Annotated in this window: 25 protein-coding genes and 1 tRNA gene; 10 read left to right on the forward strand and 16 right to left on the reverse strand. The window is 73.5% G+C overall.

The window, feature by feature from the left end; all coding sequences use genetic code 11:
• Positions 1-58 precede the first annotated feature (58 nt).
• Complete coding sequence (locus tag BIV23_RS23770) at positions 59-847, forward strand: HAD-IIA family hydrolase (protein WP_071382965.1); 789 nt, start codon at positions 59-61, stop codon at positions 845-847.
• Positions 848-956: 109 nt separating this feature from the next.
• Here BIV23_RS23770 and BIV23_RS23775 read toward each other — a convergent pair whose 3' ends face one another.
• From BIV23_RS23775 to BIV23_RS23785, 3 genes are all read right to left on the reverse strand, one after another.
• Entirely contained in the window at positions 957-1,739 is a 783-nt protein-coding gene (locus tag BIV23_RS23775) for a sulfite exporter TauE/SafE family protein (RefSeq protein ID WP_071382966.1), read from the reverse strand.
• Between the two features lie 72 nt (positions 1,740-1,811).
• The gene (locus tag BIV23_RS23780) at positions 1,812-3,338 is read right to left on the reverse strand and encodes a long-chain-fatty-acid--CoA ligase (protein WP_071382967.1); all 1,527 of its coding nucleotides are present in this window, start codon (positions 3,336-3,338) and stop codon (positions 1,812-1,814) included.
• 69 nt (positions 3,339-3,407) lie between these two features.
• On the reverse strand, positions 3,408-4,595 hold the full coding sequence (locus BIV23_RS23785; protein WP_071382968.1) for a thiolase family protein: 1,188 nt from the start codon (positions 4,593-4,595) through the stop codon (positions 3,408-3,410).
• A 118-nt stretch (positions 4,596-4,713) separates the two neighbouring features.
• On the opposite strand from BIV23_RS23785, the gene BIV23_RS23790 reads away from it, so the two are divergent.
• Together BIV23_RS23790 and BIV23_RS23795 are read left to right on the forward strand one after the other, a co-directional pair.
• On the forward strand, positions 4,714-5,562 hold the full coding sequence (locus BIV23_RS23790; RefSeq protein ID WP_071382969.1) for an alpha/beta hydrolase: 849 nt from the start codon (positions 4,714-4,716) through the stop codon (positions 5,560-5,562).
• A 111-nt stretch (positions 5,563-5,673) separates the two neighbouring features.
• Positions 5,674-6,480 (forward strand): SAM-dependent methyltransferase, encoded by an 807-nt coding sequence (locus tag BIV23_RS23795; RefSeq protein WP_071382970.1) that lies wholly within the window; start codon positions 5,674-5,676, stop codon positions 6,478-6,480.
• Between the two features lie 19 nt (positions 6,481-6,499).
• On the opposite strand, the gene BIV23_RS23800 is transcribed toward BIV23_RS23795, so the two are convergent.
• The gene (locus BIV23_RS23800) at positions 6,500-7,354 is read right to left on the reverse strand and encodes a Cof-type HAD-IIB family hydrolase (protein ID WP_071382971.1); all 855 of its coding nucleotides are present in this window, start codon (positions 7,352-7,354) and stop codon (positions 6,500-6,502) included.
• Between the two features lie 190 nt (positions 7,355-7,544).
• Here BIV23_RS23800 and BIV23_RS23805 point away from each other — a divergent pair, with 190 nt between their 5' ends.
• From BIV23_RS23805 to BIV23_RS23825, 5 genes are all read left to right on the forward strand, one after another.
• Positions 7,545-8,354, forward strand: coding sequence for an SAM-dependent methyltransferase (locus tag BIV23_RS23805; RefSeq protein ID WP_071382993.1), 810 nt, complete (start codon positions 7,545-7,547; stop codon positions 8,352-8,354).
• Between the two features lie 101 nt (positions 8,355-8,455).
• Entirely contained in the window at positions 8,456-9,859 is a 1,404-nt protein-coding gene (locus tag BIV23_RS23810) for a type I glutamate--ammonia ligase (RefSeq protein WP_071382972.1), read from the forward strand.
• Between the two features lie 2 nt (positions 9,860-9,861).
• Positions 9,862-11,040: an amidohydrolase family protein gene (locus BIV23_RS23815; protein ID WP_071382973.1), complete on the forward strand. Its 1,179-nt coding sequence runs from the start codon at positions 9,862-9,864 to the stop codon at positions 11,038-11,040.
• Positions 11,041-11,056: 16 nt separating this feature from the next.
• Positions 11,057-11,584: an NUDIX hydrolase family protein gene (locus tag BIV23_RS23820; protein WP_071382974.1), complete on the forward strand. Its 528-nt coding sequence runs from the start codon at positions 11,057-11,059 to the stop codon at positions 11,582-11,584.
• 162 nt (positions 11,585-11,746) lie between these two features.
• A complete protein-coding gene (locus BIV23_RS23825) occupies positions 11,747-12,544 on the forward strand; it encodes a COG4705 family protein (protein ID WP_071382975.1) in 798 nt (265 codons plus the stop codon).
• 149 nt (positions 12,545-12,693) lie between these two features.
• Here the strand turns inward: BIV23_RS23825 and BIV23_RS23830 are convergent.
• Positions 12,694-12,767 (reverse strand) — tRNA-Pro (locus BIV23_RS23830).
• Positions 12,768-12,893: 126 nt separating this feature from the next.
• On the opposite strand from BIV23_RS23830, the gene BIV23_RS23835 reads away from it, so the two are divergent.
• Both BIV23_RS23835 and BIV23_RS23840 read left to right on the forward strand, forming a co-directional pair.
• Complete coding sequence (locus BIV23_RS23835; RefSeq protein WP_071382976.1) at positions 12,894-13,601, forward strand: transketolase; 708 nt, start codon at positions 12,894-12,896, stop codon at positions 13,599-13,601.
• Between the two features lie 36 nt (positions 13,602-13,637).
• Positions 13,638-14,561 (forward strand): transketolase family protein, encoded by a 924-nt coding sequence (locus BIV23_RS23840; RefSeq protein WP_071382977.1) that lies wholly within the window; start codon positions 13,638-13,640, stop codon positions 14,559-14,561.
• Positions 14,562-14,590: 29 nt separating this feature from the next.
• Here the strand turns inward: BIV23_RS23840 and BIV23_RS23845 are convergent, their stop codons facing one another.
• The 11 genes from BIV23_RS23845 to BIV23_RS23895 form a co-directional block, all read right to left on the reverse strand.
• Positions 14,591-15,889 carry an MFS transporter gene (locus tag BIV23_RS23845; RefSeq protein ID WP_071382978.1) on the reverse strand — a complete coding sequence of 433 codons (1,299 nt, stop codon included), beginning with the start codon at positions 15,887-15,889 and terminating at the stop codon, positions 14,591-14,593.
• Positions 15,890-15,984: 95 nt separating this feature from the next.
• Positions 15,985-16,344 carry an MmcQ/YjbR family DNA-binding protein gene (locus BIV23_RS23850; RefSeq protein ID WP_071382979.1) on the reverse strand — a complete coding sequence of 120 codons (360 nt, stop codon included), beginning with the start codon at positions 16,342-16,344 and terminating at the stop codon, positions 15,985-15,987.
• 30 nt (positions 16,345-16,374) lie between these two features.
• Positions 16,375-16,911: a GNAT family N-acetyltransferase gene (locus BIV23_RS23855; protein ID WP_425443518.1), complete on the reverse strand. Its 537-nt coding sequence runs from the start codon at positions 16,909-16,911 to the stop codon at positions 16,375-16,377.
• On the reverse strand, positions 16,908-17,492 hold the full coding sequence (locus BIV23_RS23860) for a helix-turn-helix domain-containing protein (protein WP_071382981.1): 585 nt from the start codon (positions 17,490-17,492) through the stop codon (positions 16,908-16,910). The genes BIV23_RS23855 and BIV23_RS23860 overlap by 4 nt, the downstream gene beginning before the upstream one ends.
• Before the next feature lie 46 nt (positions 17,493-17,538).
• The gene (locus tag BIV23_RS23865; protein WP_071382982.1) at positions 17,539-18,444 is read right to left on the reverse strand and encodes a LysR family transcriptional regulator; all 906 of its coding nucleotides are present in this window, start codon (positions 18,442-18,444) and stop codon (positions 17,539-17,541) included.
• Positions 18,445-18,475: 31 nt separating this feature from the next.
• A complete protein-coding gene (locus BIV23_RS23870) occupies positions 18,476-19,675 on the reverse strand; it encodes a glycine C-acetyltransferase (RefSeq protein ID WP_071382983.1) in 1,200 nt (399 codons plus the stop codon).
• A 40-nt stretch (positions 19,676-19,715) separates the two neighbouring features.
• Entirely contained in the window at positions 19,716-20,744 is a 1,029-nt protein-coding gene (gene tdh, locus BIV23_RS23875; RefSeq protein WP_071382984.1) for an L-threonine 3-dehydrogenase, read from the reverse strand.
• 191 nt (positions 20,745-20,935) lie between these two features.
• Positions 20,936-21,511 carry a GAF domain-containing protein gene (locus tag BIV23_RS23880; RefSeq protein ID WP_071382985.1) on the reverse strand — a complete coding sequence of 192 codons (576 nt, stop codon included), beginning with the start codon at positions 21,509-21,511 and terminating at the stop codon, positions 20,936-20,938.
• Between the two features lie 127 nt (positions 21,512-21,638).
• Complete coding sequence (locus tag BIV23_RS23885) at positions 21,639-22,238, reverse strand: GTP-binding protein (protein WP_071382986.1); 600 nt, start codon at positions 22,236-22,238, stop codon at positions 21,639-21,641.
• Positions 22,216-22,587 carry a DUF742 domain-containing protein gene (locus tag BIV23_RS23890; protein ID WP_071376732.1) on the reverse strand — a complete coding sequence of 124 codons (372 nt, stop codon included), beginning with the start codon at positions 22,585-22,587 and terminating at the stop codon, positions 22,216-22,218. The genes BIV23_RS23885 and BIV23_RS23890 overlap by 23 nt, the downstream gene beginning before the upstream one ends.
• Before the next feature lie 2 nt (positions 22,588-22,589).
• On the reverse strand, positions 22,590-23,024 hold the full coding sequence (locus BIV23_RS23895) for a roadblock/LC7 domain-containing protein (RefSeq protein ID WP_071382987.1): 435 nt from the start codon (positions 23,022-23,024) through the stop codon (positions 22,590-22,592).
• Positions 23,025-23,120 lie beyond the last annotated feature (96 nt).

Below are 23,120 nucleotides of genomic sequence, written 5' to 3' on the forward strand. Positions count from 1 at the left end.
GGTGAGCCTAGGCGGTCGCAGGGGCTCGCCCGGCGCCCGGGTCGCTACGGTCGGGACCATGGAATCCGTGCGGGCCGTGCTGATCGACATCGACGGTGTCCTCACCGTCTCCTGGAAACCGCTGCCGGGTGCCGTGGCGGCGCTGCGCGCCGTCCGGGACGCGGGGCTGGGGGTGGTCCTGGTGACCAACACCACCTCCCGCTCCCGGGCGTCCGTCGCCGCGGCACTCGCCCGGGCGGGGTTCCCGGTGGGCGCCGAGGACGTCCTGACGGCTCCCGCCGCCACCGCCGCCCGGCTGGCCGGGGCCCGGGTCGCGCTGCTGAACAGCGGGGACGTCGGGGAGGATCTGGCGGGGATCACCCTCGTCGGGGACCGCGACGACGACGTCCCGGACGTCGTGCTGCTCGGCGGCGCCGGGGCGGAGTTCGGTTACGAGGCGCTCAATCGCGCCTTCGGCCGGGTCCGGCGGGGCGCGCGGCTGGTCGCGATGCACCGGAACCTGTACTGGCGCACGGAGGACGGACTCCGCCTGGACACGGGGGCGTTCCTGGCGGGCCTGGAGGCGGCCGCGGGGGTCGAGGCGGAGATCACCGGGAAGCCGTCGCGGGCGTTCTTCGAAGCGGCCCTCGGACGTCTCGGCGTCGGCGCGGAGCAGGCGTTGATGGTCGGGGACGACGTCGAGTACGACGTCCTGGCGGCGCAACGGCTCGGCATCACCGGGGTGTTGGTCCGTACGGGCAAGTTCCTGCCGCGGACCCTGGAGCGGGCGAGCGGCCGCCCGGACCACGTCCTGGACTCCTTCGCGGACGTCCCGGCGCTGCTGGGGCTGTCGTCGCCCGCGGCCTAGGGGGTGTGCCCGAGCGGGAGGGGCCCCCAGCGCAGAGCCCCCGAGGCCCCGCTCGGGTCGGCCGGCAGGCGCCGTTCCGCACGGCCGACCCGATCCGAACGAACACCCCCTAGCGCAGGAGCAGTTGCACCCCGCCCACGATCGTCGCCGCGATCACGAGTTGTTCGAAGAGCCGCTGGTTGATCCTGTTCACGGCCCACTTGCCGATGAGCGCACCGGGCACGACGAACAGCACGAGCGCGGCGTCGAGGAGCAGCGAGCCTGCGTCGATCAGGCCGAGGCCCGCGCTGAACGGCACCTTGGACAGGTTCACGATCAGGAAGAAGAACGCCGACGTGCCGAGGAAGCCGAGCTTGCGGAAGCCGGCCGAGAGCAGATACAGCGACATCACCGGGCCGCCCGCGTTGGCGACCATCGTCGTGAACCCGCCGAGCACGCCGTACGACCGCGCCTTCGCCCGGCCGGTCACGGCGTCCGGCTCGTCCGCCTCACCCGCCTCGCCCGTGCGCTCCGCCCGACGCCGCCGCCACAGCGTGACCCCGGCCATCAGCAGCAGGATCGCGCCGATGGAGGTCCGCACGATCCCGTCGTCGGCCCACACCAGGAACAGCGTGCCGAGCACGACCCCGGCCGCGACGGCGGGGAACAGCCGCCACAGGGTGGGCCAGTGGGCGTGCCGACGGTAGGTGAGGACGGCGAGGACGTCGCCGGCGATCAGGACGGGCAGCAGCACGCCGGTGGAGGCGCGGGCGGGCAGGACGGCGGCGAAGACGGCGAGGCTCACCGTGTTGGCCCCACTCACCGCGGTCTTGGAGAAGCCGACGAGGAGGGCCGCGAAGGCGAGCGCGGCGAACCCCGCGCCGGATATGTGCCAGAGCGTCATCGTGTTCATGCGAAGACCGATGCTATGTCCGGACAAGCCTGAAGCGTAAGCACCGTCTCGCCTGGTGACACCTGCCGCCCGCTATGACCGGTCCGCGCACTTCTCCACGTACGCCGCCCGGAGTTCCCGCTTCAGCACCTTCATGCTGGGGCCCAGCGGCAGCGCGTCCGTGAACTCCACGCGCCGCGGGTACTTGTGCCGCCCCAGGTGCTCCTTGGACCACTCGGTGAGCGCGGCGGCGTCGGGGGCGTCGCCCGGCGCCGGGACGACGACGGCGCAGACCTCCTCGCCGTGCAGTTCGTCGGGCAGGCCGATGACCGCGACCTGGGCGATGCCGGGGTGGCGCATCAGGACCTCCTCGACCTCCCGCGGGTACACGTTGTAGCCGCCGCGGATGATGACGTCCTTCTTGCGGTCGACGATGCGCAGGAAGCCCTCGTCGTCCTTGGTGCCGAGGTCGCCGGTGCGGAACCAGCCGTCGACCAGGGCCTCGGCAGTCGCCTGCGGCCGCCCGAGGTATCCGGAGAAGACGTTGTGGCCGCGGACGACGACCTCGCCCAGCTCGCCGGCCGGCAGCAGCTCGATGCGGTCCTCCACCTCGGCACGGGCGATCTCCACGTCGACGCCCCACAGCGGGTGGCCGATGGTGCCGGGCCTGGTGCCGAACAGCGGCTGGTTGACGGTGGCCGTCGGCGAGGTCTCCGACAGCCCGTACCCCTCGTAGATCCGCGCGCCGAACGCCTCCTCGAACCGCTCCAGCACGGCCACGGGCAGCGAGGCCCCGCCGGAGATGCAGACCCGCAGCTCGGGCAGCCGCTCCGCCTGCGCCGCCGCGGCCGTGAGGGCGACGTACATGGTCGGCACGCCCTGGAAGGTGTTGACGCCCTCCGCGACCATCAGCTCGATGGCGCGGGCCGCGTCGAAGCGGGGCAGCAGGACGAGGGTGGCACCCGCCCGCCAGGTGGAGTTGAGCGAGACGGTCTGCCCGAAGGCGTGGAACAGGGGCAGCGCGCCGAGGGCGATGTCGTCGGGGCGGATGTCGTTGGCGTCGAAGGCGTTGACGGTCGCGTTCATCACGATGTTGAAGTGGCTGAGGACCGCGCCCTTGGGGACGCCGGTCGTGCCGCTCGTGTAGAAGATCACCGCCGGGTCGTCGGCGGCCCGGCTGACGTACGACACCGGCGGCTCGGCGTCCGCCGCGAGCCCGTCGAACTCCTCGCCCAGGGTGACCACACGGACCCCGAGCGCCCCGGCGGCGGCCCGCCCGGTCTCCGCCTGCGCCGGGTGGACGAGCAGCAGGCTCGCCCCGCTGTCCCGCAGCACGTGCTCGACCTCGCCGGCCGACAGCAGCAGGTGCACCGGTACGACGACCGCGCCGGCCGCGACGATCGCGTAGTAGGCGACGGGGAACTCGGCGGTGTTGGGGGCCATCAGCGCGACCCGGTCCCCCGGCCGTACGCCGAGCCCGGTGAGGGCGCCCGACCGGGCGAGGGAGCGCTGCCACACCTCGCCGAAGGTGAGCCGCAGTTCACCTTCCACGAGGGCGGTCTTGCCGGGACGGCGCCGGGCGTTCTCGGCGAGGATGGCGGCGACGGACAGGGTTGCCATGGAGGGGTGCTCCGTTTCCTTGCTGCGGCTCGTACTACCGAACTCCCTCGTGGGGAGCGTCTGCTGGAGTCAGTCCCGCGCCACCAGCAGGGCGCTCCCCTGCCCCACGCCCACGCACATGGTCGCGAGTCCGCGCTCGGCGCCCGTGCGGCGCATGCGGTGCAGCAGGGTCGTCAGGATGCGGGCGCCGGAGCAGCCGAGGGGGTGGCCGAGGGCGATGGCGCCGCCGGTCGGGTTGACCAGGTCCGGGTCGATGCCGAGCTGGTCGACGCAGGCGAGGGCCTGTGCGGCGAACGCCTCGTTGAACTCGGCCTCCTCCAGGTCCGCGACGTCCCAGCCGGCCCGGGCGAGCGCCTTGCGGGTGGCCGGCACCGGGCCGATGCCCATGACGTCGGGGTGCACGCCGGCGGAGGCGCCGGCGACGTAGCGGCCGAGGGATTCCAGGCCCAGCTCGTCCAGGGCGTCCTCGCTGACCAGCAGCAGTCCGGCCGCGCCGTCGTTCATCGGCGAGGCGTTGCCCGCCGTGACCGTCCCGCCCTGGCGGAAGACCGGCTTGAGGCGGGCCAGCTTCTCCAGCGAGGTGTCCTCGCGGACGCACTCGTCCTGCCCGACCACGACGCCGTCCGGCCGCTCCACGGGCAGGAGTTCGGCGTCGAAGTGGCCGTCCTTGCGTGCGGCGGCGGCCCGTTGGTGGCTGCGCAGGGCGAACGCGTCCTGCCGGTCACGGGAGATGCCGTACCGCTCGGCGACCTCCTCGGCGGTCTCGCCCATGGACAACAGACCGTGCAGGTCCTTCATCGCCGGGTTCACCAGGCGCCAGCCGAGCCGGGTGTCGTGGGTCTCGATGCGCTGCGGCAGGGCCTCGTCGGGCCGGGGCAGCACGAAGGGCGCCCGGCTCATGGACTCGGAGCCGCCGGCGATCACGATGTCGGCCTCGCCGGCGGCGATGGTGCGGGCGGCCGTCGTGACCGCTTCCAGCCCGGAGGCGCACAGCCGGTTGACCGTGGCGCCGGGCACGGACTCGGGCAGTCCGGCGAGGAGGGCGGCCATCCGGGCGACGTTGCGGTTGTCCTCGCCGGCCTGGTTGGCCGCGCCCCAGTAGACGTCGTCGATCCGGGCCGGGTCGAGCGCGGGCGCGCCGGCCACCAGGGCGCGGATCACCGTGGCGGCCAGGTCGTCGGGCCGGACACCGGACAGGGCTCCGCGCAGCTTGCCGAGGGGGGTGCGGCGGGCGGCCGCGAAGTGGACGGGACGCACGGCTTCGACTCCTGATCGACGGGTGTCATTAATTAGCACTGCTAGTTTTGGACTATAGACCTCGGACCGGCCCGCTGGGAAGATCCTCCCGACCTTCACCGAGTCGCCCGGAGGAGACATGCCCCACGTCCGCGAGCACACCCTCGACGGCACCCGCGGCCCGATCGCCGTACGCGAGTGGCCGCACCCGGCGCCCCGCTACCTGGCCCTGGTGGTGCACGGGTACGGCGAGCACGCGGGCCGGTACGACGGGCTCGCGGCCGTCCTGAACGCGCACGGGGCCGCCGTGTACGGGCCCGATCACGTCGGCCACGGCCGGTCGGCCGGGGAGCGCGTGGTGATCGAGGACTTCGAGGACGTCGTCACCGATGTGCACGGCGCGGCGGACCTCGCCCGCTCCGCCCACCCCGGCCTGCCGCTCGTCCTGGTCGGCCACTCCATGGGCGGGCTGATCGCGGCCCGCTACGCCCAGCGCCACGGCGCCGAGCTGAACGCGCTGGTCCTGTCCGGACCCGTGATCGGCGCCTGGGAGCTGCCGGGGCGGCTGCTGGCGCTGCCGGAGATCCCGGACGTCCCGGTCAGCCCGGCCGCGCTGTCCCGCGACCCGGCCGTGGGCGCCGCGTACGCCGCCGATCCGCTGGTGTGGCACGGGCCGATGAGGCGGCCGACGCTGGAGGCGTTCGTCCGGACGCTGGAGACCGTCGAGAAGAGCGGCGACGTGGGCGGGCTGCCGCTGCTGTGGCTGCACGGCGACGACGACCGGCTCGTGCCGCTGCCCGGCAGCCGGACCGGCGTGGAGCGGCTGAGCGGCGGGCGGCTGACCCGGAGGATCTTCGCCGGGGCACGGCACGAGGTGTTCCACGAGACGGAGCCGGACCGGGCGGCGGCCTTCGCGGAGGTGCGCCGCTTCCTGGACCGCACGCTGCCCGGCCGACCCCCCAACGGTCCCTGCGGGACGGCGGGTTGAGGGGGCTGCCGGCGTCCGCGGGGGGCGTGCGCCGGATGGCGTGATCGTGCCAGACTGCTGCGCGTACGCCCCGGAGCGACCACCGGGACCGGCCGAGCGGAGGATCAGCACGTGACGGGGACCGAGTCGGCCGCAACGCGCATCGACACCACCCGGCCGCATCCGGCCCGGGTGTACGACTGGTTCCTCGGCGGCAAGGACAACTACCCCGTCGACGAGGAACTGGGCCGCCGGATCACGGCGATCGACCAGGGCGCCCTCCGCGCCGCGCGCGCCAACCGGGCGTTCATGCAGCGCGCCGCACGCGCCGTCGCCGAGGACGGCATCCGCCAGTTCCTGGACATCGGCACCGGCATACCGACCGAGCCCAACCTGCACCAGATCGCGCAGTCGGTGGCCCCGGACAGCCGGGTGGTCTACGTCGACAACGACCCGATCGTCCTCGCCCACGCGAGCGCGCTGCTGCGGGGCACCCCCGAAGGTGTCACGCAGTACGTCCAGGCCGACGCCCGCGATCCGCGTTCCATCCTCGAACAGGCCGCCCGCGTCCTGGACCTCGACCGTCCCGTCGCCCTGTCCCTGATCGCGCTGCTGCACTTCGTGGCCGACGAGGACGGCGCCCACGAGGTGGTCTCCACGCTGGTGGACGCGCTGGCGCCGGGCAGCCGTCTGGTGCTGTCGATGATGACGGCGGACTTCGAGCGGGAGAACGTCGAGAGGGGCATCGCCGCCTACGCGGCGGGCGGAGTGACCCTGGTGGCCCGCTCCCGCGACGAGGTGGCCGCCTTCTTCCGGGGCCTCGACCTGCTGGAGCCGGGCGTCGTGTCGGTCGCCGACTGGCGGCCGGCCGGGACACCGGACGACCGCGGCCCCGTCTCGCTGTACGGCGCGGTCGGCGCCAAGTCCGTACGCGGGTGACGGAACGGAACCCGCGGAACTACAGGCCGAGGACCCGGGAGATGGTCCGCAGCACGCCGTTGTCGTTGTTGGACGGTGCCAGGTGCCGGGCCCGGCTCACGACCTCGGGGTGGGCGCCCGCCATGGCGAAGGACCAGTCGGCCGCATCGAGCATCTCCAGGTCGTTGAGGTAGTCGCCGAAGACCATGGTCTGCGCGGGCGTGATGCCGAGCGCCCGCTGCAGGCCGCGCAGGGCGGTGCCCTTGTTGGCCGTGCGGTTCATCACGTCGACCCAGTGCTCGCCGGAGACGACGACCTGGTGGCTCTCGGCGAACGTCGCGAGCGCCGGGGCGGTGGAGTGCTCGGCGGATGCGAAGTCGAAGAGCGCGATCTTGATCACGTCGTCGTCGACGGCGGTGAGGTCCTCGACGATCCGGTGCTCGACGTAGTACCTGCGCACCTCCGCCAGGAACGCCTCGTCGGTCCGCTCGACGTACGCCGCCCGCTTGCCGCACACCACGGCGCCCACGTCGACGCCGTCCGCGACCAGCCCCCGCACCTTCCGGACGATCCGCGCGGCCACCGACGCGTCGAGGGTGTCGGAGCTGAGCTCCACGCCGTCGCGGACCACGTACGTGCCGTTCTCCGCGATGAACACCATGCCCTCGGCGACCTCGGCGAACTGCCGGGCCAGCGTGGCGTACTGGCGGCCGCTGGCGGGGCTGAACAGCACGCCGCGGCGGCGCAGTTCGGCGAGCATCGGCCACAGTCCGTCGGGCATCCGCTGGGCGTCGTCCAGCAGCGTGCCGTCCATGTCGGTGACGATCAGCCGGATGTCGGCGGGGCCCGTGGGCAGGCCGGCGGTGTCGAGGAGGGGCGTGGGCGTGGCGGGCATGTCCTGCTTCCGGTCGGGGGAGGGGTGACGTCGACCAGTGTTCCTCATGCGACGGGACGCCCCGGAGCCGGTCCCCGGTGGCCGGGGCGTCCCGGAGCGTCCCCGAACCGCCCGGACGAGCGTTTCCCGGGACAGCACGATCAACGGGCGGCACAATGACGGCGGGCAACCGTGCGAGAAGGGCGGCGACGTGACCGAGGGCTCCGCTACGGCCGGACCGGCGAGACTGAACACCTCCGTGGCGCACAACGCCCGGGTGTGGAACTACTGGATCGGCGGCAAGGACAACTACGAGGTCGACCAGCAGGTCGGTGAGCAGGTCGCGGGGATGTTCCCGGTGATCCGCGAGGTGGCTCGCGCGGACCGGGAGTTCCTGGCGCGGGCGGTGACGTTCCTGGCCGCGGAGCGCGGGATCCGGCAGTTCCTGGACATCGGCACGGGCCTGCCGACCGTGGAGAACACCCACGAGATCGCGCAGCGCATCGCGCCCGAGTCCCGGATCGTGTACGTCGACAACGACCCGATCGTGCTGGTGCACGCCCGCTCGCTGCTCACCAGCGCGCCCGAGGGCGTCACGGACTACATCGACGCCGACGTGCGCGACCCGGACGCCATCGTGCGGCGCGCCGCCGACACGCTGGACCTGACCCGACCGGTCGCACTGATGATGCTGGGCATCCTGAACTTCGTCCTGGACACCGGCGAGGCCCGCGACATCGTGCGGCGGCTGGTGGCGGCGCTGCCGTCGGGCAGCGCCCTGGTCCTCACCCATCCGACCTACGACGGCGACGTGGGCGGCGAGGGCAACCGCGCGGCGATGGAGTTCTGGAACGCCCACGCCACGCCGCCGATCACCGCCCGCAGCCGCACGGAGATCGCCGCGTTCCTCGAGGGCCTGGAGCCGGTCGAGCCGGGCCTGGTGCCCTGCTCGCAGTGGCGCGCCGACCCGGCCGTCGTGGCGCCGGTGCCGCAGTTCGGCGCGGTGGCCGTGAAACGCTGACGCCGGCCCGGGACCGGCGCCCCGCGGTCGCGCGCAGGCGGACGCGGCCGACGAGGACGCGTCCGGGACGTGCCCGACGAGGACACAGCCGAGGAGGACGTATGACCACCCTTGCCGATCCCGTGCCCGGCGGGCGCCCCGAGGATCTGCGCCGGGTCGCCGCGCTCACCGCCGGCCTGGCCGCGCGGGACGTGCGCGGGATCGTCCTCGCGTACGTCGACACCGCGGGCGTCTGCCGGATCAAGACCGTGCCCACGGCCCGGCTGGCGGCGGCCGTGTCCTGGGGTGTCGGCATGTCCCCGGTGTTCGACACCTTCCTCGCGGACGACTCCGTCGTCACCACCGACGTCCTCGGCTCCCCCGACGGCGACCTGCGGCTCTACCCCGACCTCGACCGGCTGGTGGTGCTGGCCGGGCAGCCCGGCTGGGCGTGGGCGCCGGTGGACCGGATCACCCAGGAGGGCGCCCGGCACCCCGGCTGTGCCCGGACCTTCCTGCGCCGGACCGTGACCGACGCGGCCGAGCGGCACGGCCTGACGTTCCGGGCGGCGATCGAGGTCGAGTGGTCGCTCGGCCTGGACTCGGCGCCCGCCGGGGAGTTCGTCCCGGCGGTCTCCGGTCCGGCGTACGGCGCGATCCGGCAGGTGGAGCTGAGCGACTACACCGCCGACCTGCTCGCCGCGTTCGAGGCGCAGGACGTCCCGGTCGACCAGCTCCATCCCGAGTACGCCCCCGGCCAGTTCGAGGTCTCGGTGGGCGCGCTGGACCCGGTGGCGGCGGCCGACCGCAGCGTGCTGGTCCGGCAGACGATCCGCGCGGTCGCCGCACGCCACGGCCTGCGGGTCTCCTTCTCGCCGGCGGTGTCCGCCGAGGGGGTCGGCAACGGCGGCCATCTGCACCTGTCCTGCCGGCGCGACGGGGTGAACCTGCACGCGGGCGGGGAAGGGCGCTACGGCATGACGCCCGAGGCGGAGTCCTTCGCGGCCGGGATCCTGGCCCGGCTGCCCGCCCTGACGGCGGTCACCGCCCCGAGCCCGGCCAGTCACCTGCGGCTCAAACCCTCCCAGTGGGCGGGGGTGTTCACCGCGTGGGGCCGGGAGACCCGGGAGGCGGCGCTGCGGGTGGTCACCGGTACGGCGGGCCGCCGCGAGCAGGACGCCAATCTGGAGGTCAAGCCGGTGGACCTGGCCGCCAACCCCTATCTGGCGCTCGGCTGCGTCATCGCCGCGGGCCTGGACGGCCTGGCCGGGGCCCGCACGCTGCCCGGGGAGATCACCGGCGACCCGGCCCGCTACGGCCCGGACGAGGCGGCGGCGCTCGGCGTGCACCGGCTGCCGCGCTCCCTGCCGGATTCCGTGCGGGAGTTCCGCGCCGACGCGGTGCTGCGGTCCGCGCTGGGGCCGGTGCTCGCGGACGCGGTGAGCGCCGTACGGCTCGGCGAGGCGGCGGCGGTCGAAGGCCTGGACGACGCACAGGTGGCGGCCGCCTACCGCTGGGTGTACTGACCGTGGCCGCCGCACCGGGACCGGTCCACGAGGCCCTGGCCGGCCTCGCGCTGGTGGACCACCACTGCCACGGCGCCGTGACGGCCGACCTCGCGCCGGGGGAGTTCGCCGCGCTCCTCACCGAGGGCGCGGCCTGGCCCGGCATGTCGCCCTTCGACACGCCCGCGGGCGTGGCCGTGCGCCGGCACTGCGCGCCCCTGCTGGACCTCCCCCGGCACGCGCCGCCGGACGACTACACGGCCCGCCGTACGGAGCTGGGCTGGCGGGAGGTCAACCGCCGCTTCCTGACCGCCGCCGGGGCCGCGGCCTTCTTCGTGGACACCGGCTACACCACCCACCCGCTCACCTCCCCCGCCGAACTCGCCGCGGCCGGCGGCGCGTCGGCGCGGGAGGTCGTACGGCTGGAGCAGGTGGCGGAGGCGGTGGCCGCGCGGGGCGTCGCGGCGCAGGAGTACGCCGAGGTGTTCCGGGCGGCGGCCGAGGAGGCGGTGCGCGGGCCGGGCGTGGTGGCGGTGAAGTCGGTGGCCGCCTACCGCACGGGCTTCGCCCTGGACCCGGTCCGCCCGCCGGCCCGGGAGGTGACGCGGGCCGCGGGGGCCTGGCTGGCGGTCGGCGGGCGGCTGAGCGACCCTGTGCTGGTCCGGCACCTGCTGTGGACCGCCGTGGACCTCGGCCTCCCCCTCCAGCTGCACACCGGCTTCGGCGACGCCGACCTGCGGCTGCACCACGCCGATCCGGCCCTGCTCACCGACTGGCTGCGCCTGACCTCCGGCACGATCCCGGTCCTGCTGCTGCACTGCTGGCCGTACCACCGCCAAGCCGCCTATCTGGCCGCGGTGTTCGAGCAGGTGTACCTGGACGTCGGCCTCGCCCTGCACCACACCGGCCCGGCCCGCTGCCGGGCGGTGCTGGAGGAGGCGCTGGAGATCACCCCGTTCCGGAAGCTGCTGTACAGCTCCGACGCGTACGGCGTGGCCGAATTCCACCATCTCGGCGCCCTCTGCTTCCGCCGGGGGCTCGCCGATCTCCTCCAGGAACGCGTCGACGCCGACGAGTTGAGCCTGCCCGACGCCCTGCGCGTCGCCGCCTGGACGGGCGCCGACAACGCCCGCCGCCTCTACGGACAGCCCGCACCCGAACCGGCCCGCGACCCCAGCGAGCGCCCCGCCCGGAAAGTATGATCAAGCAATGTCAGACATGACCGAAACCACGCCCGGCTGGCTCACCTCGGACGAGCTGGAAATGGCCAGGGCCCACATGCCGATCCTGTACGTCGAGGCCGTGCCCGTGCGCGTGGACGACAGCGGCGAGGTCACCAGCATCGGACTGCTGCTGCGCATCGGCCCGGACGGGACGGTCAGCCGGACCCTGGTCTCCGGCCGCGTCCTGCACCACGAGCGGGTCCGCGACGCCCTGCTGCGCCATCTGGAGAAGGACCTCGGCCCGGTCGCGCTCCCCCGCATCCCGACCTCGCTGCAGCCCTTCACCGTCGCCGAGTACTTTCCGACGGCGGGCATCACGCCGTACCACGACCCGCGCCAGCACGCGGTCTCGCTCGCCTACATCGTCCCGGTCACCGGCGACTGCCGACCCCGCCAGGACGCGCTGGACCTGGTCTGGTTCACCCCGCAGGAGGCCGCCTCCGCGGCCGTGCAGGGCGAGATGCCGGGCGGACACGCGATGCTGCTGAAGCAGGCGCTCGCCCATGCGGGAGTGGCGATCTGAGCAGGGTGCCAGGAGCAGCCTGCCGGCCGCCAGGGATCACCGGCAGGCGTTCAGGTCGCGTTCAGGTTCGTGAGCACCTGTGGCAACAGCTGCACCAGAAGCCCCAAAACAATGGCAAAGGGGGCTGGGGAACGCACAGTTGAACATGCGAAGGTGCGAGCCATGAGCACAGAGCACGTCCTCCAGGACCCGCCGCGGGGTCACGTACGCGCGCGCATACGCGAGAGCGCGAACAAGGTGCCGGAGGTCACCGTCTACTTCTGGATCATCAAGGTCCTCACCACCGGCATGGGCGAGACCGCCTCCGACTTCCTGGCCCACACGCTGGGCAATATCCCCGCGGTCGGCCTCGGCGGTCTGGCCTTCGTCGCCTCGCTCGTGCTCCAGTTCTCCGTCCGCCGGTACGTGGCCTGGATCTACTGGACGGCGATCGTCATGGTCAGCGTGTTCGGCACGATGGCCGCCGACGCGCTCCACGTGGTCATCGGCGTCCCGTACACCCTGTCCACCCCGCTCTTCCTCGTCGCCCTCGCGACCGTGTTCGCGCTCTGGTACGCGAGCGAGCGCACCCTGTCCATCCACTCCATCCGTACGCGCCGCCGGGAGTTGTTCTACTGGGCCGCCGTCCTCGCCACGTTCGCGCTGGGCACCGCCGCGGGCGACCTCACCGCCACCATCGGCCTCGGCTACCTGGGCTCGGCCGTCCTGTTCGCCGTGGCGATCTGCGTCCCGGCCATCGCCCACCGCGGCGGCCTCCTGGGCGCGGTGACCGCGTTCTGGACGGCGTACGTCATCACCCGCCCGCTCGGCGCCTCGCTCGCGGACTGGATGGCCCTGCCGGGCAAGCGCGGCGGCCTGGACTGGGGCCTCGGTCCGGTGACGCTGTCCTGGACGGTGGCGATCGTCGGCTTCGTGGTCTTCCTCGCGCTGACCCGACGGGACACCGCGCCCGCCGCCTGACAGCGGCCGTCCAGAACATCCCCGACACGACGCCGGTTCTGCTTCCCGGCCGGTTCCACCACCGGCCGGGAACCCGATGACCGGCGCCCAGCAGAAAGGGGCCGTGCCAGATCTCTCTGACACGGCCCCTGACTTGCATGCTGTGCAAGTCGGGACGACAGGATTTGAACCTGCGACCCCTTGACCCCCAGTCAAGTGCGCTACCAAGCTGCGCCACGTCCCGGTGCCGTTTGACCTGGGGTTTCCCCGGTCGAAACGTGCAGGGAAACAATACCGCACTCGGATCGCTCGTCGCGCCCCGCTTTTCGCTGTTGACCTCAAGTTCGGTTGAGGTTGCACGATCGACGGCATGACGATCACAGCGGACCACGGCCGGACCCACGGCTACGACGATCTCCCCGGGCTGATGGGCCTGATGACCGGCGACGAGAAACACGGACCGGCGGCCACCTCCACGCTCGACGTGCTCTGGGTGCTCTACGACCGGGTGCTGAGGGTGACTCCGCGGCGGCGGGACGATCCGGCCCGGGACCGGTTCCTGCTGAGCAAGGGGCACGGGCCGATGGCGTACTACGCGGTGCTGGCCGCGAAGGGGTTCGTGCCGGTCGACTGGCTGCCCGGGTTCGGGGCGTACGACTCCCCGCTCGGCCATCACCCCGACCGGGTCCTGGTGCCGGGGGCCGAGATCGCCAGCGGGTCGCTCGGGCACGGGCTGCCCATCGCCGTGGGCACCGCCCTGGGACTGCGGGCGCAGGGGCTGCGCGACCCGGCGGTCTGGGTGCTGATCGGGGACGCCGAGCTGGACGAGGGCAGCAACCACGAGGCGATCGCCTTCGCGGGGCCCGCCGGTCTGGAGCGGCTGCACACGATCGTGGTCGACAACTCCTCCGCCAGCCATGCGCGGCCCGGCGGGATCGCCGCCCGGTTCGAGGCCGCGGGCTGGTCCGCGGTGACCGTCGACGGGCGCGACCACGAGGCCCTGTACGACGCCTTCACGGCGCCGCATCCCGGACGGCCGCACGTGGTCGTGGCCCGGGTCGAGCCGAAGACCGCCTGAAACTCCCTCCCCCACCGTCTTGAAGGGCTCTCTGTCATGGACACCATGCGTGAACGTTTCGCTCCCGTCGTCTCCCGGATGCTGGACGAGGACCCGCGCGTCGCGGTCGTCCTCGCCGAGATCGGCAAGGACGGCTTCCGCGAGGCGATGGCCCGGCATCCCGACCGGGTGATCAACGTCGGCATCCGGGAGCAGCTGCTGGTCGGGGCGGCGGCCGGGCTGGCGCTGACCGGGCTGCGCCCCGTCGTGCACACCTTCGCGAGCTTCCTCGTGGAGCGGCCGTTCGAGCAGGTCAAACTGGATCTGGGGCACCAGGAGGCGGGGGCGGTGCTGGTCAGCGCGGCGGCCTCGTTCGACTGGCCGGCGGGTGGCTACACGCACATGTCCCCCGGGGACGTGGCGCTGCTCGACACCCTGGACGGCTGGACCGTCCATGTGCCCGGGCATCCGGACGAGGCGGAGACCCTGCTGCACCACGCGGTGGCCGCGGGCGACGACAAGGTCTACGTGCGGCTCTCCGTCCAGTCCAACCGGCGCGGGCGGGTGATCGACGGACGGCGCCTCGTCACGGTCCGCGAAGGTCGCGCCGGGGTGGTCGTCGCGGTCGGGCCGATGCTGGACACCGTGCTCGCCGCCACGGAGGGGCTGGACGTGACCGTGCTGTACGCGACGACCGTACGGCCCCTCGACACGGCGGGCCTGCGTCGGGCCACGCAGGCGGCGGGCACCGACGTCGTCCTGGTCGAGCCGTATCTGGCCGGCACCTCGACGGCCGCGGTGAGCGAGGCCCTGTCCGACGTGCCGCACCGGGTGCTGGGCCTGGGCGTGGGACGCCGGGAGCTGCGCCGCTACGGGACGGTCGAGGAGCACGTGGCCGCGCACGGGCTGGACGCGCGGAGCCTGCGGGGGCGGATCGGCGCGTTCGTGAGGGCGCAGGGGCGGGTGGCCGCCGGGGTGTGACCCGCGGCGCGGTGGTGACACAGGGGGTGTCAGCGCGCGGGGGTGTTCGCCTCCGCCCGGAGCAGGCCGCGAATCGGCGGGATCGCCAGCAGGGCCGTGGCCACCGCCAGGCTGGTCGCGGCGGAGGCCAGCAGGACGTGGTCGGCGCCGAACGTCCCGGCCGCCGGGCCGGCGAGGGCCTGGCCGACCGGCATCATGGCGAGGGAGCCGGCGACGTCGTAGGCGTGGATGCGGTTGAGGACGTCGGCGGGGACCTGGGTCTGCACGGTGGTCGCCCACATCACGCTCCAGAAGGACATCCCGGCACCGGCGACGGCCGCGCCGGCCGCCGTCGCCGGTACGCCGAGGCCCGCGCCGACGGCCGCCGGGAAGACGAAGAAGGCGAACAGCGCGAGCGCGCCCGCGCGGAGCATGCGGCGCGGACGCAGCCGCAGGGCGAGGACGCCGCCGACGACGGTGCCCGCGCCGAGGGCCGAGTTGACCAGGCCGTAGGCGCGCGGGCCGTGGTGCCCGACGACCTCGGTGGCCACCAGCGGGACCGTGGGGCCGTAGGCCGCGATCATGTACAGGCACCAGACGGCGATCACACCCCACAGCCAGGTGCGGGACCTGAACTCCCGCCAGCCCTGGGCCAGATCGGCCCGGAAGGCGCGCCGGGCGCGGCCGGCCGCCGCGCGGGCGCCCGCGGGCGGCGGGGGCAGCCGGAGCAGCAGCAGGCACAGGGCGCTGGACGCGTAGGTGGCGGCGTGCGCCGCGAAGACTCCACCGGGAGAGGCGAGGCCGACCAGGAGACCGGCGACGGCCGGGCCGGCGAGCTGGGCGGCTGACTCGGCGACGCGGATCGCGCCGTTCGCGCCCTGGATGTCGGCGGCCAGCCGGGGCACCGTACTGGCCACGCCCGGCTGGAAGACGGCTCCCGCGACGCCGTTGACGAACCCGATGGCGCAGATCTGCCACAGCACCACGTTCCCGGTGAAGAACAGGCTCGCGGCGAGGGACTGGGTGCAGAGCCGGACGAGGTCGGCGCCGATCATCAGCCGGCGGGTGCTGAAGCGGTCGGCGAAGACCCCGCCGAAGACGACGAGTCCGGCGAACGCGGCCGCCGTCGAGGCCATCGCGAGGCCCACCGCGCCCGCGCCGTACCCGTGCTCCAGCAGGCCGGCGGCGAGGGCCACGGGCAGCATGGTGTCGCCGAGGCGGGCGACGGCCCGGGCCGCGAAGAACAGGGCGAAGTCCCGTGACCAGACGGCCACGGCGCCGCCTTCGGAGCGCCGTGTCCCGTGCGTTTCCTCGGTGGTGCGGTCGTGTCGCGCGTCCGTGCCCGTCATCGCGGATGCCCCTCCCCTGCCGGTCCGGCCGGGCCGCCGGGACGCCCGCGCCGCGCGGGATCATGCCACGCCGGGCCCGCGCGCACCGGGAATTCTCACTCCGCGGACGGGCGGCCCAACTCGGGGTGGGCGTCGAGGAGTCGGGGCGGGGCGGCCTGGCGCCAGGAGTCGGCGAGGATGTCGCGCAGCTCGTCCTCGTCCTCCAGCGCCCCGAGTCTCGCTCTCACCCAGGCGAACTGGGCCTCGTGGTCGGCGACCCAGAACTTCTCGGGCTCGGCCAGGACCAGTTCGTCGCGCTCCTCCTTGGGGCAGCGCACGGCGATGGACGTCTCCTCCTCGGGCAGGGTCGCGAACATCTTCCCGGCCACCCGGAAGGTGGGCATGCTCCAGGCGATCTTCTCGGTGGTCTCCGGCAGGGAGAGGGCGATACGGCGTACGTCTTCAGCGTCCGGCATGCAACGCACCGTAGCCCCTGGCACTGACAGTCACCCTCCGGGCCGCCGGACATCGAGCCGCTTGAAATACAGGGTCGTCGGCCGCAGCTCGCCCGCCGGGCTCAGCGCGTAGTCGGGGATGACGCCGGCCCGGGTCCACCCGGCCGAGCGGTAGAGCCGCTCGGCCGGGCTGTCGGTCTCGGTGTCGAGGTGCAGCAGGGTGATGCCGGCCGCGGCGGCGGCTTCCTCGGCGGTGGTGAGGAGGCGGCGGCCGAGGCCCCGCCCGCGCGCGGAGCGGTGCACCATCAGCTTCACCAGTTCCGCGCGGTGGCGGCTGTTCGGCTTGTCGGGGTGGGCGAGGCTCACGGTCCCGGCGACCCGGCCGGTGCCGTCCAGGGCCGCCCACACGGCGAGCCGGCCCTCCGCCGTCGCGGCCGCCCGCTCCCGCCACCAGGCGACGGCCTCCGCGTGTCCGAGCGGGCCGGGGAAGCCGACCGAGGCGCCGCCGGCCACGGTGTCGGCCAGCAGCTCCGCCAACTCCCCCGCCCGCTCCCGTATCCGGCCGCCGTCCCAGCGCTCCACCCTCACGGCCGCACCACCACCAGCGCGTACCGCGTACCGCCCGGTCCGCCGCAGCGGAACCGGGTCGGGCCGGCCACGCGCATCCGCAGGCAGTCTCCGGTGTCCAGGTGGTGGGCCCGGTCCCCGACGGTCACCTCCAGGGCGCCGTCCAGCACCCACAGATGCTGTTCCAGGCCGGTCACGGGCGGGCGGTCGTAGGCGATGTCGGCGCCGGGCGCGAGCCGGCCCTCGACGAGTTCGCCGCGCAGGCCGGGGTGCGGCGGGGAGACGGAGCGCCGTACGAAGCCCGAGCCGTGGTCCGCCCAGAGCCGCTGGTCGGCGGCCCGCACCAGCGGGGCCGGGGCCGGCTCGACCTCGCTGAGCAGCTGGGACATGGTGCGGCCGTAGGCGTGGCAGAGGCGGTTCAGCAGGGCGGCGGTGGGGCTGGTCTCGGCGCGTTCGGCACGCGACAGGGTCGACCGGCTCACCCCGCTGCGCTCGGCCAACTCGCCCAGGGACCAGCCGTGTTGGGCCCGCAGCTCGGCCAGCCGGGCGCCGAGGCGGGTGTCGAGTCCGGTGTCGAGGGGATCCTCCGGGGCATTTCTCATATCCGGGACGCTATCCCGAATGTGAGACGATCGCGTTACGGAAGCCTCACGCCTCCTGTGCCGCCCGTCCCAGTGCCTCCAGCACCGGGCGGATCAGCGGGTGCCCCTCGGCTCCGCGCCGTACGGCGGCGAAGACGCGGCGGGTCGGGGCCACGCCGTCGACGGGGCGGACGATCACCCGGGTCAGGTCCATCCCGTTCAGCGCCGAGCGCGGTACGAGGGCCACGCCCGCGCCGGCCGAGGCCAGGGCGACGACGGCGCGGAAGTCGTCGGAGGAGTGCTCCAGCCGAGGCTCGAAACCGGCGCTCTCGCAGGCGAGGACGACCACCTCGTGACAGGGATTGCCGGGGTACGGGCCGATCCAGGCGTCCTTGGCCAGGTCGGCGAGGGGGACCTCGGCGCTGTCCGCGAGGCGGTGGCCGACCGGGACGACGGCGTCGAACGGCTCGGCATAGAGCGGCACATGGGTGAGCCGGGGATCGTCGGCCGGCGGGGCGCCCCGGTACTCCACCGCGACCGCCACGTCGACCTGCCGGTCCAGCACCATCGGCAGGCTCGCGTCGCCCTCCGCGTCCTGGACGCGGATGCGTATGCCGGGCGCCGTGTCCGCGAGCCGGGCCACGGCCGGGGCCACGACCTGGGCGATGCCGGTCGCGAAGGCGGCCACGGTGACCGTGCCCGCCTCGCCCGAGCCGTATGCCGCCAGCTCCGCCTCGGCCCGCTCCAGCTGGGCGAGGACCGCGTTGGTGTGGCCGAGCAGGATCTCGCCGGCCGGGGTGAGCCGGACGCCCTTCGCGCCGCGCTCGACCAGCCGGTGGCCGGTCTCCTGCTCCAGGGCCGTCAGCTGCTGGGAGACGGCGGACGGGGTGAGGTAGAGCGCGGCGGCCGCCGCCGTGACCGTGCGGTGGTCGGCCACCGCACGGAGGATGTGGAGCCGCCGTGCCTCGATCATGCCCTCAATTATCGCAAGGCGTCCGAGCTGCTCAGGCCCCCAGTGCCGCGCGCGCCGCGAGGAACGCGTCCACCGCGCGGTTGACGTCGTCCGTGGAGTGCGCGGCGGACAGCTGGACGCGGATGCGGGCCTGGCCCTGCGGGACGACCGGGTACGAGAAGCCGATCACGTACACGCCGCGCTCCAGCAGCAGCTCGGCCATGCGGCCCGCCTCGGACGCGTCGCCGATCATCACGGGGGCGATGGCGTGGTCGCCGGGGAGGATGTCGAAGCCCTCCTCGGTCATCCGGCGGCGGAACAGCGCGGTGTTCCCGGTCAGCCGGACGCGCAGGTCGTCCGCCGACTCCAGCAGGTCGAGGACCTTCAGGGAGGCGGCGGCGATCACCGGGGCGAGGGTGTTGGAGAACAGGTAGGGGCGGGAGCGCTGGCGCAGCAGGGCGACGATCTCGGCGCGGGCGGCGACGTAGCCGCCGGAGGCGCCGCCGAGGGCCTTGCCGAGGGTGCCGGTGACGATGTCGACGCGGTCCATGACGCCGTGCAGTTCGGGGGTGCCGCGGCCGGTGGGGCCGACGAAGCCGACGGCGTGCGAGTCGTCGACCATGACCATCGCGTCGTGGCGGTCGGCGAGGTCGCAGATCTCGCGCAGGGGCGCCACATAGCCGTCCATGGAGAAGACGCCGTCGGTGACGATCAGCTTCCGGCGGGCGCCGCCCTCGGTGGCCTCCTTGAGCTTCGCCTCCAGGTCGGCGAGGTCGCGGTTGGCGTAGCGGAAGCGGCGGGCCTTGGACAGGCGGATGCCGTCGATGATGGAGGCGTGGTTGAGGGCGTCGGAGATGACCGCGTCCTCCTCGCCGAGCAGCGTCTCGAAGACGCCGCCGTTGGCGTCGAAGCAGGAGGAGTACAGGATCGTGTCCTCCTGGCCGAGGAAGGAGGACAGGCGCGCCTCCAGCTCCTTGTGCACCTCCTGGGTGCCGCAGATGAAGCGGACCGAGGCCATGCCGTAGCCCCAGCGGTCCAGGGCCTCGTGGGCGGCGGCGATCACCTCGGGGTGGTCGGCGAGGCCGAGGTAGTTGTTGGCACAGAAGTTGAGGACCTCACCGGGGCGGCCGCCGGCGGTGACGCCGACGGTCGCGGACTGCGGGGTGCCGATGACGCGCTCGGGCTTGTGCAGACCGGCGGCGCGGATCTCGTCGAGGGTGGCGCGCAGGTCGTCGCGGACGGTGTCGAACATGGGGAAGCTCCTGAAAGTGCGTGCGCGGAACGGGGGTTGCTCAGGCGGTCCAGTCGAGGATGACCTTGCCGCCCTTGCCGCTCGCGGCGTCGGCGAAGGCCGCCTCGAAGTCGCGGTAGCCGTACCGGCCGGTGATCACGGGGGCGAGGTCCAGGCCGCCCTCCAGCAGCACCGACATCGCGTACCAGGTCTCGAACATCTCGCGGCCGTAGATGCCCTTGATGGTGATCATCGAGGTGACGATCCGCGACCAGTCGACCGGGAACTCCTGCGCGGGCAGGCCGAGCATCGCGATCCGGCCGCCGTGCGTCATGTTGGCGATCATGTCCCGCATGGCCTCGGGGCGGCCGGACATCTCCAGGCCGATGTCGAAGCCCTCGCGCAGGCCCAGCTCGCGCTGGCCGTCGGCGATGGTGGACGTGGCGACGTTCAGGGCGAGGCTGGCCCCTATCTTGCGGGCCAGCTCCAGGCGCTCCTCGCTGACGTCGGTGACGACGACGTTGCGGGCGCCGGCGTGCCGGGCGACGGCGGCGGCCATCAGGCCGATGGGTCCGGCACCGGTGATCAGGACGTCCTCGCCGACCAGCGGGAAGGACAGCGCGGTGTGCACGGCGTTGCCGAACGGGTCGAAGATCGCGGCGACGTCGAGGTCGACGGGGACGCGGTGCACCCACACGTTGGTCGCGGGCAGGGCGACGTACTCGGCGAACGCGCCGTCGCGGCCGACCCCGAGGCCGACGGTGGCCCGGCAGAGGTGGCGGCGCCCGGCCAGGCAGTTGCGGCACTTGCCGCACACCAGATGGCCCTCGCCGCTGACCCGGTCCCCTATGCGGATGTCGGTCACGTCCCGGCCGGTCTCGACGACCTGACCGACGAACTCGTGCCCGATCGTGAGCGGGGTGCTGATCGCCTGCTGCGCCCAGCCGTCCCAGGCCCGGATGTGCAGGTCGGTGCCGCAGATACCGGTCCGCATGACCTTGATCAGTACGTCACCGGGGCCGATCTCGGGCTCCGGGACGTCCGTCAGCCAGAGTCCCGGCTCCGCCTTCTGCTTGACCAGCGCCTTCACGAATGCGGCTCCTGTGCGTGAGATCCCGGCCCGCGGGCATGCCGAAGGCGCCCGCACCGGGTCAGAGGGGTGGAATCACCCTGCAATCTGCCGTATGCGCGGCCGCGGGTCCATCGAGCTTTTCTTAACCGCCGCCTCAGCTTTCCTTCACGCCTCCTGAGTTTCCCGCGCCCCGGTACGGATCGGCGGACTCAGAGCGGTAACCCGTCCTCGGCGCTGCGTTCGAGGCGTACCACGAGGTCGGCGGCGAGCGCCTTGATGCCCTCGAGGCCCGCCCTGCCCCACACCCGGGGCTCGACGTCGGCCGCGCACACGGTGCCGAGCGTCATGCCGGAGCTGTCGATGAGCGGGGCGCCGAGGTAGGAGCGGATGCCGTAGGCGTCGACGACCGGGTTGCCGGCGAAGCGCGGGTAGTCGCGGACGTCCTCCAGGACCAGCGCCTTGTGGCGGACCACCACATGGGGGCAGAAGCCGTGGTCGCGGGGCAGGACCCGGCCGAGCTCGGCGCTGCTGCCGTCCTCGCGGACGACCGGCGCGACGGCGGGGGCGCTCAGGCCGGCGAAGAACTGGTGCTCCTCGCCGATGAAGTTGACCATGGCGTACGGCGCGCCGGTGAGCCGGGCGAGATGGTCCGCGAAGGAGTCCAGCGCCGGGTCGGGGCGGTCCGCCAGGCCGAGCCGGCGCAGCCGGTGCACCCGGGCGGGGGCCTCCCTGTCCTCGGGGGTGAGCAGCAGACCCCGGACCGGCCGGGGCGGCTCGTAGCTCATGGCCGGGCTCCGGTCCGTACGTCCGGCCCTCGCCGCGCCGCGGTGCCGGCGCGCGACCGTGCTCCGGGCGGGGCTTCGGCGCTGCGGGTGTACGTCATACGGGAACTCCGTGGGCGAGAGGGCGGGATCACCGATGGGCGCCATGGCTCGGCGCGGTCGCCGGGGCATGGGCCAGGAGGTGGCGGACGAGGGTGAGCAGGGTCTGCACGCCGGAACTGGAGATGCGCGCGTCGCAGCGGACGACGGGGATCTCCGGGTCGAGGTCGATGGCGGCGCGGACCTCATCGGGGTCGTAGCGGTAGCCGCCGTCGAACTCGTTGATGGCGACGATGAAGCCGAGCCCGCGCTCCTCGAAGAAGTCCACGGCCGCGAAGCAGTCCTCCAGGCGCCGGGTGTCGGCGAGGATGACCGCGCCGAGCGCGCCCTCCGACAGCTCGTCCCACATGAACCAGAACCGCTCCTGTCCGGGCGTGCCGAACAGGTACAGCACATGGTCCGGATCGAGGGTGATCCGGCCGAAGTCCATGGCGACCGTGGTCTCCATCTTGTTCTCGATGCCGTCGAGACTGTCCGTTCCGACGCTGACCGTGGTGAGCAGCTCCTCCGTACTGAGCGGTGCGATCTCGCTGACCGCGCCCACGAAGGTCGTCTTGCCGACCCCGAACCCGCCCGCGACGAGGATCTTCAGCGCGGTCGGGAACGGGTCAGAGCTGTCGTCGTAGTCCATCGAGCACTGCCTCCAGCAGAGACCGGTCAGTGGGTGTGTGGTGGAAGACGGGGGGCTTGGTGGTCAGCGCCCCGCAGTCGACGAGGTCGGAGAGCAGCACCTTGGTGACCACCGCGGGCAGTTTCAGCTGGGCTGCGACCTCGGCGACCGAGACGGGCCCGCGGCACAGGTCCAGGGCCTGGGCGTGCTCGGGGCCGAGATAGCCGAGCGGGGCGACGCCGGTGGCCATCACCTGCGACATCAGGTCCAGGGCGACGCTGGGCTCGGTGCGTCCGTTGCTGACCGTGAACGGGCGCACGAGCCGTCCGGCCGCGTCGTCCAGCCAGGGCCCGTCGCCGGCTGCGGCCACGCTCAAGGCCTCGTCGCCGCGGAGTCGACGGGGTGCTGGCGGGGCGCGGTCACCAGGTAGGGGCGGACGCTCTTGACGAGCATCGCCATCTCGTAGCCGAGCACGGCGGCGTCGGCCTCGCGCCCGGCGAGCACGGCGAGACAGGTGCCGGAGCCGGCGGTGGTGACGAACAGCAGGCTCGAGTCGAGTTCGACGACGACCTGTCGGACGTCGCCGCCGTCACCGAACCGGACGCCCGCACTGCGGCCCAGCGAGTACAGGCCGGAGGCCAGGGCGGCCATGTGGTCGGCGCTGTCGATGTCGAGGCCGTGCACGGACTTCACCAGCCCGTCGCAGGACAGGAGCACCGCGCTGGTGGTGTGCGGTACGCGCTGCACGAGGCCGCTCAGCAGCCAGTCGAGGTCGGATGCATGGGCGGTCGGCGCATCGCTCGCCATGGTGGATCGACTCCTTGGGGTACGAAGGTCTGCGGGAGCGCGGACAGTTGGGGGATGACGGGGATGGGGGGGATGGAGGGATAGGGGGGATTGGGG

Source organism: Streptomyces monashensis (assembly GCF_001866665.1).
GTDB classification, from domain to species: Bacteria; Actinomycetota; Actinomycetes; order Streptomycetales; family Streptomycetaceae; genus Streptomyces; species Streptomyces monashensis.

Bases quoted from the DNA above. Each gene is read 5' to 3' on its own strand.
- BIV23_RS23775 (WP_071382966.1), bottom strand. From the start codon at position 1,739: ATGAACACGATGACGCTCTGGCACATATCCGGCGCGGGGTTCGCCGCG.
- BIV23_RS23865 (WP_071382982.1), bottom strand. From the start codon at position 18,444: ATGATCGAGGCACGGCGGCTCCACATCCTCCGTGCGGTGGCCGACCAC.
- BIV23_RS23880 (WP_071382985.1), bottom strand. From the start codon at position 21,511: ATGAGCTACGAGCCGCCCCGGCCGGTCCGGGGTCTGCTGCTCACCCCC.
- BIV23_RS23820 (WP_071382974.1), top strand. From the start codon at position 11,057: ATGACCGAAACCACGCCCGGCTGGCTCACCTCGGACGAGCTGGAAATG.
- BIV23_RS23850 (WP_071382979.1), bottom strand. From the start codon at position 16,344: ATGCCGGACGCTGAAGACGTACGCCGTATCGCCCTCTCCCTGCCGGAG.
- BIV23_RS23800 (WP_071382971.1), bottom strand. From the start codon at position 7,354: ATGCCCGCCACGCCCACGCCCCTCCTCGACACCGCCGGCCTGCCCACG.
- BIV23_RS23845 (WP_071382978.1), bottom strand. From the start codon at position 15,889: ATGACGGGCACGGACGCGCGACACGACCGCACCACCGAGGAAACGCAC.
- BIV23_RS23870 (WP_071382983.1), bottom strand. From the start codon at position 19,675: ATGTTCGACACCGTCCGCGACGACCTGCGCGCCACCCTCGACGAGATC.
- BIV23_RS23780 (WP_071382967.1), bottom strand. From the start codon at position 3,338: ATGGCAACCCTGTCCGTCGCCGCCATCCTCGCCGAGAACGCCCGGCGC.
- BIV23_RS23825 (WP_071382975.1), top strand. From the start codon at position 11,747: ATGAGCACAGAGCACGTCCTCCAGGACCCGCCGCGGGGTCACGTACGC.
- BIV23_RS23770 (WP_071382965.1), top strand. From the start codon at position 59: ATGGAATCCGTGCGGGCCGTGCTGATCGACATCGACGGTGTCCTCACC.
- BIV23_RS23835 (WP_071382976.1), top strand. From the start codon at position 12,894: ATGACGATCACAGCGGACCACGGCCGGACCCACGGCTACGACGATCTC.
- BIV23_RS23810 (WP_071382972.1), top strand. From the start codon at position 8,456: ATGACCACCCTTGCCGATCCCGTGCCCGGCGGGCGCCCCGAGGATCTG.
- BIV23_RS23790 (WP_071382969.1), top strand. From the start codon at position 4,714: ATGCCCCACGTCCGCGAGCACACCCTCGACGGCACCCGCGGCCCGATC.
- BIV23_RS23840 (WP_071382977.1), top strand. From the start codon at position 13,638: ATGGACACCATGCGTGAACGTTTCGCTCCCGTCGTCTCCCGGATGCTG.
- BIV23_RS23885 (WP_071382986.1), bottom strand. From the start codon at position 22,238: ATGGACTACGACGACAGCTCTGACCCGTTCCCGACCGCGCTGAAGATC.
- BIV23_RS23860 (WP_071382981.1), bottom strand. From the start codon at position 17,492: ATGAGAAATGCCCCGGAGGATCCCCTCGACACCGGACTCGACACCCGC.
- BIV23_RS23895 (WP_071382987.1), bottom strand. From the start codon at position 23,024: ATGGCGAGCGATGCGCCGACCGCCCATGCATCCGACCTCGACTGGCTG.